This is a genomic window from Nocardia sp. PE-7 (genome assembly GCF_030486425.1).
GTDB lineage: Bacteria > Actinomycetota > Actinomycetes > Mycobacteriales > Mycobacteriaceae > Nocardia > Nocardia salmonicida_A.
The window spans coordinates 5,743,332-5,758,350 of the sequence record NZ_CP129614.1 but is presented as its reverse complement, the minus strand read 5'-3'; the positions used below and the strand labels follow the sequence as shown (position 1 = coordinate 5,758,350).

At 68.7% G+C, this 15,019-nt stretch carries 12 protein-coding genes; 7 read left to right on the top strand and 5 right to left on the bottom strand.

Going from position 1 to position 15,019, the window contains the following annotated elements:
* The first annotated feature begins 127 nt into the window (after positions 1–127).
* Together QX204_RS27095 and QX204_RS27090 are read left to right on the top strand one after the other, a co-directional pair.
* Positions 128–613, top strand: coding sequence for a pyridoxamine 5'-phosphate oxidase family protein (locus tag QX204_RS27095; RefSeq protein WP_301903360.1), 486 nt, complete (start codon positions 128–130; stop codon positions 611–613).
* A 38-nt stretch (positions 614–651) separates the two neighbouring features.
* A complete protein-coding gene (locus tag QX204_RS27090) occupies positions 652–1,227 on the top strand; it encodes a TerD family protein (RefSeq protein ID WP_301903359.1) in 576 nt (191 codons plus the stop codon).
* A gap of 49 nt (positions 1,228–1,276) precedes the next feature.
* Here QX204_RS27090 and QX204_RS27085 read toward each other — a convergent pair whose 3' ends face one another.
* Genes QX204_RS27085 through QX204_RS27065 form a run of 5 tightly spaced genes read right to left on the bottom strand, consistent with a single transcriptional unit; the run spans position 1,277 to position 7,304 of the window.
* A complete protein-coding gene (locus QX204_RS27085) occupies positions 1,277–2,668 on the bottom strand; it encodes an MATE family efflux transporter (protein ID WP_301903358.1) in 1,392 nt (463 codons plus the stop codon).
* Positions 2,669–2,705: 37 nt separating this feature from the next.
* Positions 2,706–3,740 carry a PLP-dependent cysteine synthase family protein gene (locus QX204_RS27080; RefSeq protein WP_301903357.1) on the bottom strand — a complete coding sequence of 345 codons (1,035 nt, stop codon included), beginning with the start codon at positions 3,738–3,740 and terminating at the stop codon, positions 2,706–2,708.
* A gap of 36 nt (positions 3,741–3,776) precedes the next feature.
* Positions 3,777–5,231, bottom strand: coding sequence for an alanine racemase (locus tag QX204_RS27075; RefSeq protein ID WP_301903356.1), 1,455 nt, complete (start codon positions 5,229–5,231; stop codon positions 3,777–3,779).
* Complete coding sequence (locus QX204_RS27070; RefSeq protein ID WP_174552007.1) at positions 5,222–6,232, bottom strand: ornithine cyclodeaminase family protein; 1,011 nt, start codon at positions 6,230–6,232, stop codon at positions 5,222–5,224. Before QX204_RS27070 ends, QX204_RS27075 begins: the two co-directional genes overlap by 10 nt.
* Positions 6,204–7,304, bottom strand: coding sequence for a TauD/TfdA family dioxygenase (locus tag QX204_RS27065; protein WP_301903355.1), 1,101 nt, complete (start codon positions 7,302–7,304; stop codon positions 6,204–6,206). The genes QX204_RS27070 and QX204_RS27065 overlap by 29 nt, the downstream gene beginning before the upstream one ends.
* Positions 7,305–7,608: 304 nt before the next feature.
* Between QX204_RS27065 and QX204_RS27060 the strand changes: the two genes are divergently transcribed.
* The 5 genes from QX204_RS27060 to eno all read left to right on the top strand — a co-directional run bounded on the left by QX204_RS27060 (position 7,609) and on the right by eno (position 15,017).
* A complete protein-coding gene (locus QX204_RS27060; RefSeq protein WP_301903354.1) occupies positions 7,609–9,114 on the top strand; it encodes an ABC transporter substrate-binding protein in 1,506 nt (501 codons plus the stop codon).
* Between the two features lie 5 nt (positions 9,115–9,119).
* Positions 9,120–10,049, top strand: a complete 930-nt coding sequence (locus QX204_RS27055; protein ID WP_301908129.1) for an ABC transporter permease — start codon at positions 9,120–9,122, stop codon at positions 10,047–10,049.
* A 232-nt stretch (positions 10,050–10,281) separates the two neighbouring features.
* Positions 10,282–12,804, top strand: coding sequence for an ABC transporter ATP-binding protein/permease (locus QX204_RS27050; protein ID WP_301903353.1), 2,523 nt, complete (start codon positions 10,282–10,284; stop codon positions 12,802–12,804).
* Positions 12,805–12,898: 94 nt separating this feature from the next.
* Positions 12,899–13,615, top strand: a complete 717-nt coding sequence (locus QX204_RS27045; protein WP_301903352.1) for a lytic transglycosylase domain-containing protein — start codon at positions 12,899–12,901, stop codon at positions 13,613–13,615.
* Between the two features lie 115 nt (positions 13,616–13,730).
* Positions 13,731–15,017 carry a phosphopyruvate hydratase gene (eno, locus tag QX204_RS27040; protein ID WP_301903351.1) on the top strand — a complete coding sequence of 429 codons (1,287 nt, stop codon included), beginning with the start codon at positions 13,731–13,733 and terminating at the stop codon, positions 15,015–15,017.
* The last annotated feature ends 2 nt before the right edge of the window (positions 15,018–15,019 follow it).

The window sequence follows — 15,019 nt, the reverse complement described above, 5'->3', positions numbered from 1 at the left end:
GAGACGTTGCTGAGATCTTGTGGACAATCATGTGCGCGCCAGCGAGCAAGGGCCGCACCGCTTTAGAATCGAGGCAGCTCGTCGTTCGCGGCGGGGCAGGGGTCCGGCGATCGTCGAGGTGAGGCTGATGGGTACAGAGGTAGATTCGGCAAGGCAGGACGTGGCGTCCGACCATCCCGAGCTGGACGTGTTGCCGGTATGGCCGCAGGAAACCATCGCGGTGCTGGTGACCACCGATCCGGGCCCGCACGCGATCCCGGTCTCCTGGCCGGTGCGCGCCGGTGACCGGCGGATTCTCCTCAGTCTGAAGTCCGATCGTGGGTCGCTGGCGCGTTTGCGAGCGCGGCCGGAGGTCGCGTTGCTGATCCTCGGTGGCGGCAATGTGGCGTTGTGCGCGCGCGGACGGGCGACGGTCCTCGCCGAGCAGATGCCGTCGGCGCAGGACTACACCGCGGTGCAGCTGGACGTTGACGTGATCGACGACCATCGGCAGTCCGCGTTCGCCGTCGACCGCGGCATCCAGCGCACCGTCCTCGACGACACCGAACTGCGAGCGCTCGAGGGTCGGGTCGAGACCCTGCGATCCTGGATCGACAGCGGACCCGCAGCGTAAGTTCCTCTACGGCAAACCATCTGGACAGAAGGGTTTTCATGAGCGTCACACTCGCCAAAGGCGGCAATGTCTCGCTGTCGAAGCAGACCGACAACCTCACCAAGGTGGCGGTCGGTCTCGGCTGGGACGTGCGCACCACCACCGGTGCCGACCACGACCTCGACGCCAGCGCGCTGGCGACCGGCACGAACTTGAAGGTGCTCTCGGATCAGCACTTCATCTTCTACAACAACCTGCGCTCGCCGGAAGGCACCATCGAGCACACCGGTGACAACCTGACCGGCGAGGGCGACGGCGACGACGAGATCATCAACGTCGACCTGGCCGCCACCCCGCCGACGATCACCAACATCTTCTTCCCCGTCTCGATCCACGACGCCCAGGCCCGCGGCCAGTCGTTCGGCCAGATCCGCAACGCCTACATCCGCGTCACCGACGCGAACACCGGTGTGGAGCTGGCGCGCTACGACCTGTCCGAGGACGCGTCCACCGAGACCGCGATGGTCTTCGGCGAGCTCTACCGCCACAACAACGAGTGGAAGTTCCGCGCGGTCGGCCAGGGTTACGCCTCTGGCCTTGCGGGCATCGCTCGCGACTACGGCGTGAATCTCTGACGCACCGCGACCTCAGGCGGGCGACGCGAGGTCGCCCGCCTTTGTCGTGTCATCGTGACTGGGTGACGGGCACGCGCCGCGGTGGCGTCATGCTGACCTGATCGAGCAGCGCGAAGTACTTGCGCAGCATCAGCACGGCGGTGGTGGCCAAGCCCGCCGTGAGCCCCCACCACACGCCCGCCGCGCCCAGATGCAGCGGGAACGCGAGCAGCAGCGCCGCGGGCAGGCCGACGCCCCAGTAGCCGACCAGCGACAGCCGGAAGCCCGCGGAGGTCTCCTTCAGCCCGCGCAGCAGCCCGGTGCCGATGTTCTGGGCGGCGTCGAAGAACTGCAGCACGATGCCGATGAGCAGCAGGGTGTGCGCGATGGCGATCGTGTCGGTGTCGGTGGCATCGAGGAACGGCGCCAGCACGATGTCCGGGGCCAGCACATAGACGACACCGGTGACGATCGCGATCACCGCGGCCATCCGCAACGCCAACCAGGCCACCGCCCTCGCACGGCCGAACTCCTCGCGCGAGACAGCATCGCTGACCAGGATCGACGCACCGTGCGACAGCCCGATCGCCATCTGGAACACGATGTAGATGATCTGGTAGACGACATTGTGCGCGGCCAGCGCGGCGGGCCCGAAACTACCCATCACCAACGCGAGCACCGAGAACATGCCCGCTTCCGAACCGTAGGTGAGCGCGATCGGGGTGCCCAGACGCAGTTCCTCGCGCACCGTCGCCCAGCACACCGGCCACGGCGTCGACGGCAGCGTGCGGCCGAGTTGTTCGTCGTGGCGCACCATCGCCCAGAACACCCCGAAGGTGATCAGGAAGACCAGCGAGGTCGCGATGCCCACACCTGTCAGACCCATCGCCGGGATACCCGCCCAGCCGTGGATGAAGGCCAGCGCGAGCACCAGGTTCAACGCCACCGAGCCGAGCGTGACCAGCAGCAGCGCCTGTGGGCGCTGCATGCCGACGGTGTACTGCCGCAACACCTGGAACCACAGACACGGCAGCAATCCGGGCGCGAGCGCGATCATCATCGGCCGGGCCAGTTCGAGCACCGCCGCGTCCTGACCGAGCCAGGGCAGCACCCAGCCGAGCCCGATCAGCAGCGCCCCACCGAGCAGGCCGGCGAGCGTAGCGATGACGAACGCGGCCCGCACCACCGCACGCACTTCGGCGTCGGCCGAACCGCCACGCTTGCCTGCCGCGCCGAGCGCGCCCGCGATCTGATTCCCGGTGCCGGTGATCAGCCCGACGCACATGGTGCGGATCTGGTTGAACAGCACCAGCGCGAGCCCGCCCGCGGCGACCTCGCGCACACCGAGCGTGCCCATCAGCGCGAGGTTGGTCGTCGAGACCGCGATCTGCGCCAGTTGGGTGAGCGCGATCGGCGTCGCCAGCCTGGCCAGCGCGCCGCTATCGGTCGCCGCGCCGTTCACCCACCCGCTCCGTGGTTCGTCCCGCGCGCGTTCGCGCTCACCTGACCTCCATCAATTCGTCCTGATGCCGCAGCGGCGAATAGCGGCGCAGCAGCGTGGTCACTTCGGCTTCGGCGGCGGAGTCGAGCAGGTCGCGCGCGCGCATCCAGTCGTCGTCGAACACGGTGTCAAGATATTTCTCGCCACCATCACACACGATGGTCACCACGGTGGACCCGGCCGGGAACTCCTCCAGCCGCGCCAAGGCATTGTGCACCGAACCGCCCGCCGAACCGCCGATCAACAGACCGTGTGTCCTGGCGACGGCGCGGGTGGTGGCGAAGGCGTCGACATCGCTGACCTTCACGCCCTCGTCGAGCAGCGCGTAGTCGACGGCGGTGCCGATGGTCGCCCCGGGCGGGGTGCCGGTGCCCGACTGCCAATACGGCCCGCCCTCGCCGCCGAAGGCGATGGACCCCACCGGCTCGATCCCGATCACCCTGGCGGGCTTGCCGAGGTCGCGCAGGCGGGTGGCGGTGCCGAACAGCGAGCCGCCGGTGCCGACCGCCGAGAGCAGGATGTCGACCCGCTCGACGTCTTCCAGCAACTCCTCGGCGACGGCGTAGTAGCCGACGGCGTTGGCGTCGTTGTTGTGCTGTTCGGTGAAGTACGCGTCGTCGCGGGCGGCCGCCATGGCCTCGGCGAGGTCTTCTCGCGCCGAGGTGGCGAGCTCGTCGTCACCGTCGTCGGCGACGAACACCAGGTCGGTGCCCATTGCTTGCATCGCGCGCAATTTGTCCTTACAGGCGTGGTTGTCGACCACAGCGGTGAACCGATAGCCGCGTTCGGCCGCGACCACCGCCAAGCCGAGTCCGGTGTTACCGGACGTCGACTCGATGATATGCCCGCCATCGCGCAGCAAACCTCGCCGCTCCGCGTCGAGCACCATCGATCGGGCCATTCTGATCTTGGCGGCGCCGGTCGGATTGAACTGTTCGAGCTTGAGTAGTAACCGGGTACCGGCGTCGGTGAGGGCGAGTTCGAACAGGGGGGTGCGGCCGATCAGGTCCGTCACGCGCGTGACGAGAGCCATGGGGTATTCCTCCATCGGATTGGGAGCTCGGGTGGATCAGCGGGCTGTGCTGTCCAGACTCCAGCGCGGTCGGTCGGCGCCTACGCGCAGCACCACCTTGGGCGGGAGCGGGAGTTCGTGGAAGGGGGATTCGTTGGAGTCCATCTGATACCCGGCGGTGTTCGGGTAGACGAGCAGGTCGCCGGTGCGGGCGCGGCGGGGGAGCGGGATGCGCCGTCTGCTCAACAGGTCGGACTCCAGACAGGTGGTGGCGCCGACGCAGGCGGGGGTGAGGTTTCCGGGGCCCTGCGGCCACAGCACGGGATCGGGGAGGTACTCGCTGTCGAACCACTGCTCGGACAGGCTGAGGCTGGTGCCGTCGACGGTGAGGATGTCGTACGGGTTTCCCTGCGCGGTACGGGTTTTCACGCCCTGGACCCGGAAGACGGAACTGCCCGCGCGGTCGAGGAGCGCCCGGCCGGGCTCGATCGCCAGTCGTATTCCGTTGTCGCGCAACAGCCCGGCGAGATCGTTGTGGGCGAGCACGGCTTCGAGCATGGCCGCGCCGGGAACCGGGAAGTGATAGGGGTAGAAGTCGCCGGGTGGGCTCGCGTGGAACCAGTCGTCGCTGACGTTGTTCCGGAACTCGGACCACGTCGACGCATCGAGATAGTCGACGCCGAAGCCGCCGCCGATCGAGATCGTCTCCGCGAGATGACCGTTCGCCCGTGCGCGCCTGCAGTGCCCGACCAGCGCGGCCGCCTGCTCGGAGCGGGCGACCGCGTCGTAGCCCGAGAGATGGAAACTGAAGCCCGACAGCGTGATCGGGCCCGCCACGGCGATGGCCTGGATCGCCTGCTCGAGTTCCATGGGATCGAGCCCGAACCGGCTGGTCGAACCTTCGGGCAGCACCCGCAGCAGTACCCGCACCGGCAGATCCAGCGCGGTGAGGCGGTCGAGTTCGTCGAGCGCGTCGACAGCGATGAGCGCTCGATGCCGAGCGGCCAACCACAGCAACTCGTCGGACTTCGCGGGCCCGGTGACCATCAGGTCCTCGCCACGCACCCCTTGCCCCAACGCCGCGATCAGCTCGCCGGTGCTGGCGACGTCGATCCCCGCGCCGTTCTCCGCGCACGCACGAGCCACGCACGCTGCCTTGTTCGCCTTCTTCCCGTAGTAGACGAACCCGTCGACCTTGCCGAACGCCGACTGAAAAGCCTTGATATTCACCGAGACCCGCTCGGGGAACAGCACATGGAACGGCCCACCGACCGCATCGGCGATATCGGTGAGCAGGCGGGGATCGGCGAGCAGCCGCTGTTCCAGCGCGTCGGTGTAGGCGGGCATCGGTGGTGCGCAGTGCGACGGCCGCCCGTCGGTTGCCGTATGCGCCGAGTCGACGACACGGTCGGTGACGTGCGGCGGGCTCGGCGGCACCCGCGCGTCGGTTCGGGGCGCGGCGAGCGGGGTGCTGTCCCCGGTGACCCCGGGCTGCGCACCCGTCAGTCCCACAACGGCACCTCCGTGCCACGTCCCTCGCTGATCGCCCTGGCGGCCAGCGCGTGCGCGACCGCGATATCGGTGAGTACCAGCCCGCTGTTGTAGACGAAGATCTTCTCGTCCTCGTTGCGACGAGCCACGGCGCTGCGGGTGAGTACCTGCGGCAGTTCGGCATCCACCGACCGCAGGGTCCCGTCGGGTCCGACCATGTCGGTGCCCGTCAGTGCCATCTGCGCCGCGCTGGTGGCCACCACCCGATCGGCCTCGACCAGCGTCGACGGCGCCAGGCCGTAGCCGACCAGTACTGCCACCGAACCCGGTGCCAGATGCGAGGATTCGAGCGCCACCTCGGTGCCGGGTCCGGCCGTGGCCAGTACCACGTCGGCGGACGCCGCCGCGGCGTACGGGTCGTCGACCACGTCGAGTAGCGCGTGGGGCGCCGCGTCGGCCAGATGCGCGTGCACGGCGGCCAGTCCCTCGGGATGCGTGCCGTACACCATCAGCTTGCGCAGCTGCGGGTTCGCGGCGAGCAAGTGCGGCAACGCGTTACGGCCCTGGGTCCCGGTGCCGATGAGCAGCACGCTCTCCGCCCCGCGCCGGACCGTCTCGCGCACCAGCAGCGCCGACACGGCCGGCGTGCGTAACGCGCCGACCCGCGCGCAGTCCATCATCGCGATGGGGGCGCCCGTGGTGTCGTCGTAGAGGGTGATGGTCGTGTAGTACCGCTTGGTGCTGCGGTCGTGACCGGGGTCGAATTTGTAGGAGGTCTTCATGGCCACCACGCGCCGCCGCCCGTCGCGGCCGAGCATGGCATAGGACACCGAGGAGCCGCCGGGGTCGGCGACGCTCAGCTTGCGCGGATTGTCGGATTCGCCCGCCGCGAAGGCGAGATAGGCCTCCTCCACGGCGCGCACCACCTCGGCGGGGCTGATCGGCACGTCGGCCAGGTCGCTGCGGGAGAGCACCCGCAGGCCGATGCCGCGGTCACGGTTGTTCAACGGATCCTCGTTCATCTGCAATGCCCCGCTCTGCTGTCCGATCAGCGGCCGCCCGGAACGGGGCGACCACACGTTGGCCATACCCATTCTCGGACGACTCCTGCGCGCGCCGACGGCGTTCGGGCAGCCGGATGTTGACACGCTTGAGCCAGCGGTCGGTGCCGTCGTAGCGCGCGCGGAACGGAACGCGCCCGTGTACGGCGACATCGTTGTCCACCAGCAGGATCTCGCCGGGGGCCAGTGCGGGGGCGTGACTGACCCTGGCGAGTTCGGTGGTGAGCCTGGCGTAGGCGGCGCGGAAAACCGCGTCCGCATCGTCGATCGGGGTGTAGGCGGGATCGTAACGTGCTGTGACAGCATCGTTTTCGTCGAGCCACAGGGTGGGCAACGGTGCGAGCTGATCGAACCCGGTGCCGTAGGAGACATCGGGCAGGATCGGCAGCGTCGGGGTGGTGAGGGTGCGCAGATCGTCGTCGGACAGGCGTACCTCGCGCACCGAGGCGACCGTGGTGGCCACCCGGTCGGGGTTGCGCAGGCAGGCCAGCATGAGCATGTTCGCGCGCTGAGCGTGGAAAGCGTCCTCGGTGTGCGGGCTGAGCAGGGTGGAACTGCTCGCACCCGACTGCTCGTCCTCGTGACCCTCGGCGGGCACGATGTTGTTGACCAGCCTGCCGTTCTGCTGGCCTTGCCAGCCGAAAGGCTCACCGGCACAACACCCGAGCAGCAACATCGCGATATCCAGCTCGAGGGAGCCGCAGTGCGTGTGCTCGGCCGCGGCCTGCCAATTCGCCGGAGTCGCACCGAATTCGGCGTCGTCGACGGGCAACCCGCGCACCACGGTCGCGCCCGCGGCGGTGGCGGGTGGTCGAACGGCGTGGCGCAGGCTGTCGGGCAGTTCGCCGACGCGCTCGGTGATCTGGGCGATCAGAGCCGTGTCGTGCAGCGACGTGATGTGTGATGCGTCACCTAATCGGTGACGGATGTCGGTCGCGAGCGATCGCAGCGCCGTGGCGGCGCGCGGATCCAGCTCGCGATATTCGATGTCGTGCTGGTGAATCGTCAGACGTTCGGAGAGAACGCTTTTCACCGGCTTCCCTTCTTCGCATCGGTCGAACATGGGTGATCTTCAGGCTCGATGTGCGAAGGTAGTACCTACCATCTGATTAGGCAAGACTTACCTAACGTGTCGGCAAGGGAAATAGCCGATCCATATAACCTAGCGTTCTACCCGGGCGGTGGAAGTGAACGCTGACCGGGGTGTCGTCAGGTCGCTGCGGTTCGGTGACGGTCGATGTGAAGCTCCCCACTCGACACGGCTTTTAGGCTAGCCTCGCCTGGTTTGCGGCGCCGGGAAAGGGGTTTCGGCGCACGCGGTTCGAGGAGGCAACACGATGGGTTTCACTCGCAGGCAGCTCTTCCAGTCCGGCATCGGCGTCACCGCGTTACTGCTGGCCGCCGGATGCGCCGGTGATGATCGATCCACCACCGCGCAACGCGGTGGCACTCTGCGCGTCGGGGCGCTCGGCACCGCGGCCCGCAGCGAACGCGATCCGCACGCGAATCTCAGCAACGACAGCGACTTTCTCATCGCCTCGCTCGTCTACGACGCGCTCACCGTGCCCGGCGCGGACCCGACGGTCGCCCCGCGCCTGGCCGCGCGCTGGGAGCCGAGCCAGGACAACCGCCGCTGGACCTTCACCATCGCCGAGGGCGCGACCTTCCACAACGGTGCGCCGGTGACCGCCGACGACGTGGTGTGGTCGATGCGGCGCCTGCGCTCGGTCGGTGGCGCCTCGAAGATGCCGGTGGCCGAGAACGACATCGTCGCCGACGGCCCGAATCGCGTCGTGTTCACGCTGCCCGCACCCAATACCCAACTGCCACTGCTGCTTCGGCTGATGACTTTCACTGTGCCGAAGGACACCACCGACTTCGCCGCCGCGATCGGCACCGGGCCGTTCCGGCTCGAGTCCTATCAGGGCGGCAACGCCAGGCTGGTGCGCAACGAGCGCTGGCACGGCACGCCGCCCCTGCTCGACGCCATCGAGGTGACGATGTTCGACAGCGTCACCGCGCTGGGCAATGCCGCACTGGGCGGCCAGATCGACCTCGCCTCCAACGTGGGCGCGATCGCCGGGCGTACCGCCGCGGGGCGCGGTGACCTCCAAGTGATCCGGCGTGCCGACGACACCATGCTCGGTGTGGCGATGCGGGTCGCCGACGGCCCGTTCGCCGATGCCAGGGTGCGCACCGCGCTGCGTCTCGGCGTCGACCGGACAGCGCTGGTCAACCAGGTGCACTCCGGCTACGGCACCGTCGCCGCCGATGTTCTCGGTACCGCCGACCCGCTCTACGACAGCGCGCTGCGTCGTGACCGCGATGTCGAGCGCGCGAAAGCTCTGCTGCGCGAGGCGAATTTCGACACCGGGCGCAGCTACCCGTTCGTGACGAAGGCCGAGGTGCCCGGCGAGGTCGAATCGGCGAAGGTGATCGCCACCCAGCTCGCCGAGATCGGTGTCCGGCTCGACGTGCAGGTGGTGGAATCGGCGGCGTTCTACGACCGGACCTGGCTCAACGCGCTGCTGTACACGGTGTCGTGGGGGACCAACGACTCGGTGGTGTTCCTGGCCGACAAGCTGATGACGTCCGGCTCCAACCGCAACGAAACCGCTTTCCGTGACCCGGAATTCGACGCCGCCGACGCGAAGGCTCTCGCCGCGTCCGGTGACGAGTACACCCGTGCGGTGCGCGAACTGCAGCGCATCGAGTTCGAGCGCGGCGGCTATCTGGTGTGGGGCATGGCCGACGGTGTCGACATCGCCGCGGCGACGGTGCGTGATCTGCCGACGCTCGGCGGGTTCGCGCGCGTTCAGCTGGAACGTGCCTGGTTGGCGTGAGTGTCATGAAAACCTTCGCCCTGCCGATGTTCCGGCGGATCGCGCTCCTGGTGACCTTGCTGGCCGTCGTGTTCGTCGCGGTGGATCTGCTGCCGGGCAACGCGGCACGCGCGGCGCTCGGCAGGGACGCGGATCCGGCCGCGCTCGCGGCGAAAGAGCACGAGCTCGGCCTGGATCGTGCGTTACCGGTGCAGTTCCTGGACTGGATCGGTGGGGTGCTCACCGGAGATTTCGGGCAGACCGCGCGCGGGAACTCGATCGGTGCCCTGCTGGCCGACAAGTTCCCGCAGACGCTGCTGCTGGGTGGGCTCGCCTTGCTGCTGACCATCGCCTTGTCGTTGGGGCTCGGCTGCTGGTGGGCGATGCGTCCGACCGCGCTCGGCTCCCGAATTCTGCAGCCTGTCAGCACGATTGCCGTGGCCGTGCCGGAATTCGTCGGCGGCACCTTGTTGATCCTGATGTTCTCCCTGGCCACCGGGTGGCTTCCGGCCGTGACCATCACGGGCCGCTCCGGTTTCCCCATCGGTCCCGAGATGCTGGTGCTCCCGGTACTGGCGTTGGCGATTCCGCAGATCGGCTGGAACGCTCGGGTCGTGCGCTCGGCCCTGCTCGATGTGGGTGCCGCGCCCCATGTGGAAAGCGCGGTGCTGGACGGACTCCCCACCCGCACGATCCTGTTCCGGCACATGCTGCCGTTCGCCGCGCCGACCATCGTCGCCGGATACGCGACCTCGGTCGGCATGCTCTTCGGCGGCGCCCTGGTGGTCGAGACGCTCTTCAACTACCCCGGTATCGGCGCTGTTCTCGCCGGGTCCGTCGCCGACCGTGACGCCACCATGGTCGCCGCGGTGGTCGCCCTGACGGCGATCGTCATCATGGTGCTGCTAGCCGTCGCCGACCTGGCCAGAGCATGGGCGACGGGCCGCACCCAGTGACCACCCGAAAGGCCTACTAGTGCAGCAGGATTCGCGCACCGCAGATCAAGATCATCAGGCCGTGGTGGATTTTCCTTCTCGGCCGATGTCTCCGTCAGGGCCTGGTGAACATGCGTCCAAGTCCGGTATCGCGTGGGGGTCGTGGTTCGCGGGGGTCGGTGTGGGGGTTGTTGGGTTGCTCGCGGTGGTGGGGCCGTTGTTCGCGCCTTATTCGGCGGATGCGGCGGTAGGGATGCCGTTTGCGCGGCCGGGTGGGGCAGCGCTGCTCGGGACCGATCGGCTGGGCCGGGATGTGCTCAGCCATCTGCTCACCGGCGGCACCCAGCTGCTGGCCGTCTCCGCGGTGATCGCGGTGGCGGTGACCGTGCTGTCGGCCGTCCTCGGCGCGATTGCCGCCGTTCGGCCGCGCGCGGGCCGGGTCATCGAACTCTGCGGCGACCTGGTGATCCTGTTGCCCGCGGTCCTCGGCATCCTGCTGGTTCTCACCGCCTGGCCCCAGGGTGGCATCACCGCGCTGATCGCGGTTTCGCTGCTCTTCGGAGTTCCCTACTGCGCCAGAATCTTCGCGGCCGCCGCGTCGACCATCGCCGCGTCGGGCTACGTCGAAGCGGCCGTCTCCAGTGGAGAATCTCTGTCCCATCTGGTCTTCCGTGAGATCCTGCCCAACCTCCGCGCAGTTTTCACCACACAACTCGGCCTCCGCTTCGTCGTCGCGATCTATCTCGTCAGCACCATCGCCTTCCTCGGCGTGTCGGCGCTCGGGGCCGACAACTGGGCGATCATGGTCCGGGACAACGCCTCTGGGCTGCTCTTGAATCCCTGGGCCGTCCTGGCGCCGAGCGCTGCCATCGCGATCGTGGCGGTCGGCGTGAATCTGGTGGTGACCGGTAGGCCGAGGACCCGCCGGACGGCCGCGCCGGATGTGATCGAGGCGGCGGGTTTTGCTAAGGGTGGGCGGAACGCCCTCGGCGTCAGGGGATCGAGCGAGCGGGAAGTGCGCGGGGGCGCGAGTGCTGCGGACGCCGGGCACTCTGGGGATCGGAGGCCTGGCGAGTCCGAGCGGTCGGCGGGATGTGGTATCTCGGTGGTGGATTCGACGGACGCGGTGGTGGTGGACGGGCTCAGCGTTGTCGCCGACAGCGGGGCGGTTTTGCTGACACCGGTGTCGTTTCGGTTGAGAACCGGGACTGTCACCGCGCTGACGGGGGCGTCGGGGTCGGGGAAGTCGACGGCGATGCGTGCGCTGCTCGGGCATCTGCCCGCCGGTGCCAGTAGGCAGGGCGGGGTACTCGTCGCGGGACATGATGTGTTCGCGCTCGACGCGGGCGCGCTGCGCGCATTCCGCCGTGGACAGATCGCCTATGTGGGCCAGGATCCCGGCTCCGAACTCAACCCGTTGCTCCGCGTCCGGGCAGTCCTGGCAGAGGCGGCGCCCGACGCCTCCGCCGCCGACCGCCTGGCCGTCCTCGAACAAGTAGGCCTCGACCCCACCCATCTCCGCCGCCGCTGCGCTCGGCTCTCCGGCGGCCAGCAACGCCGGGTCGCGCTGGCCCGCGCCATCCTGCGCCGCCCCCGCATCCTCGTACTCGACGAACCACTCGCGGGCCTGCACGGCACTCTTCGCACCGAAATAGCCCAGCTGATCTCGACCCTCGCCACCGAGCACCACACCACCGTGCTCCTCTCCGGCCACGACACCGAGGCGATCAACGCCATCGCCGATACCGTGATCGAACTCCACCCGCCCGGCGATCGATCGATGAATGTCGGGGCCGCCGTAGCTGGTTCGGTAGGCAACAGCCTTCCGCCGTCCGTGCGCGCGGTCACCGGCGCCGACAGCATCGCCGAGCCCGAGGCGGTCAGTGGGGGGACGGACGAAGTAGTGGCTGATTCCGCCGACCGCGAGCACCCGACCGATGGGCGTTCGAGAACCGGCCGCCGACGGGCCGACCCACCGTCCCGGGTTGCGGCACGCGGCATTGCTGACTCGGGACGGGCGCTGAATCCTGACCTCACCGAGGTAATCGCTCTGCACGCGAGGGGGATCAACGCGGACGCGGGCGGCCACACGGTGCTCGAGAGCATCGGTTTCCGCGTGCCCGCAGGTGCCGCCCTCGCTGTGGTGGGACCCTCAGGGGCGGGAAAGACCACGCTCGCGCGGGTGATCGCGGGTTTGCACGCTGATGCCGTCGGATCGCTGGAGTTGGGTGGTGTGCGGGTTCCGGTAGGGAGGCGGCGGCGAATCCGTCTCGGTGCCAACGGTATTCAGTTCGTCCCACAGAACCCTCGGGCCGCGTTGAATCCGCGACGCACCGTCGAGCAGACCCTGGCACGTCCGCTGCGCCGCATCGCGCGGGTCGCCGGACCCGACATCCGCCCCCGCGTCACCGCCCTGCTCGCCGCCGTCGATCTCCCCGCCGACCTCGCCGACCGCCACCCCCACCAACTCTCGGGCGGCCAGCGCCAACGAGTCGCCCTGGCCCGCGCACTCGCGGCCGACCCCGCGGTCCTGATCTGCGACGAGATCACCACCGCCCTCGACACCGACACCGCCGCCGCCATCATGGCCCTGCTCGACCGACTCCGCGCCGACCACGGCACCGCGGTCATCCTGATCAGCCACGACATGACCCTGGTCCGCGGCCACTGCACCGACCTCCTCGTCCTCGACCACGGCCGAATCGTCGAATCAGGCACCCCGGAAACAGTTCTCACCACCCCGACCCACCGAGCCACCGCCGCGCTACTCGGCTGATACCGCCTCGGTCCGGCCGGAATCGCGGCGACACGGAGCTGAGAACTCCCTGTGAGATGTGCAGAAACACTGCTGGATCTGGATGATTGAACAGATGTCAGTGCAGAAGGTCGGCGTACTCGCCGCCGTGGCGATCAGCGCCCTTCTATCGGGGTGCAGTTCGCTCGCGTCGATCCCCGACGACATGCCGCCGGGGCCGGGAGTCGCGCTGCCCGTGATCGATGTCGACGCGCCCGGCCGCGCGGCCGAGCAGTTGCGCGGCTGGGCCGACGAGCAGTCCGGGGCGATCGGCATCGAGCCGGTCGCCCTGGAGGCCTATGGCTACGCCGCCGCCGTGCTGGCGAAGTCGAAGCCCGAATGCGGGATCGCCTGGACCACCATCGCCGGCATCGCCAGCGTGGAGAGTGGGCACGGCACCCATCGCGGCGCGGGCGTCGACGCCGACGGGACGGTGCGCCCGGCGATCATCGGCGTCGCCCTCGACGGCACCAAGGGCAACGCCGACATCCGCGACACCGACGGCGGCAGACTCGACGGCGACACCACCTACGACCGCGCGGTGGGCCCGCTGCAGTTCATCCCCGAAACGTGGAAGCGCTGGGGCGTCGACGCCAACGGCGACGGCGTGGCCGACCCGCAGAACATCGACGACGCCGCCCTCACCGCCGCCCGCTACCTCTGCACTCGCGGCGGCGACCTGACCTCGGCCGACGGCTGGCAGCGCGCCCTGTTCGCCTACAACCAGTCGAACAAATACATGCATGTGGTGCGCGATCGCGCCGCCATATACAGCATCGGCCGCCGCGTGTAGTTGCGCACGGCCCGGAGTGCCGGTTACTCCACACTCCGCCGAGACGATAGGCTCGGCACCGCACGGCCCTTTCCCGTGATACCTACCGTGCCTTCCGTCGTAAGGAGCAGTTTTCGTGGCCATTATCGAACAGGTCGGAGCTCGCGAGATTCTGGATTCGCGCGGCAATCCCACTGTCGAGGTCGAGATCGCCCTCGACGACGGCACCCTGACCAGGGCAGACGTACCTTCCGGTGCGTCCACCGGCGAGCACGAGGCCGTCGAGCTGCGTGACGGCGGCGACCGCTACGGCGGCAAGGGTGTGACCAAGGCCGTCGAGGGCGTCCTCGACGAGATCGCGCCCGCCATCATCGGCCTCGACGCCGTGGAGCAGCGCACCGTCGATCAGGTCCTGCTGGATCTGGACGGCACCCCCGACAAGTCCCGCCTCGGCGCCAACGCCCTGCTCGGTGTATCGCTGGCCGTGGCACGCGGTGCCGCCGAGTCCTCGGGTCTCGAGCTGTTCCGCTACCTGGGCGGCCCGAACGCCCACGTGCTGCCGGTCCCGATGATGAACATCCTCAACGGTGGCGCGCACGCCGACACCGGCGTGGACGTGCAGGAATTCATGGTCGCCCCGATCGGCGCGCCCACCTTCCGCGAGGCGCTGCGCTGGGGCACCGAGGTGTACCACTCGCTCAAGGCCGTGCTGAAGGAGAAGGGCCTGTCCACCGGCCTCGGTGACGAGGGCGGCTTCGCCCCCGACGTCGCGGGCACCGTGGAGGCTCTCGACCTGATCAGCGTCGCCATCGAGCGCGCGGGCTACAAGCTCGGCACCGATGTGGCGCTGGCGCTCGACGTGGCCGCCACCGAGTTCTACACCGAGGGCGAGGGTTACAAGTTCGAGGGCAAGGTCCGCACCGCCGCCGAGATGGGCGAGTTCTACGCGGATCTGCTCACCCGGTACCCGCTGGTCTCCATCGAGGACCCGCTGTCGGAAGACGACTGGGACGGCTGGGTCGCGCTGACCGATTCCATCGGCGACAAGGTGCAGCTGGTTGGTGACGACCTGTTCGTCACCAACCCCGAGCGCCTCGAAGAGGGCATCGCCAAGGGCGCGGCCAACGCGCTGCTGGTGAAGGTCAACCAGATCGGCACGCTGACCGAGACCCTCGACGCCGTCGAGCTGGCGCACCGCAATGGTTACAAGACCATGATGTCGCACCGTTCGGGCGAGACCGAGGACACCACCATCGCCGACCTCGCGGTCGCCGTGGGTTCGGGCCAGATCAAGACCGGTGCCCCCGCGCGCTCCGAGCGGGTCGCCAAGTACAACCAGCTGCTGCGCATCGAGGACGCCCTCGGTGATTCGGCACGCTACGCGGGTGACGTGGCCTTCCCGCGTTTCACCGGCGAATTCTGAAG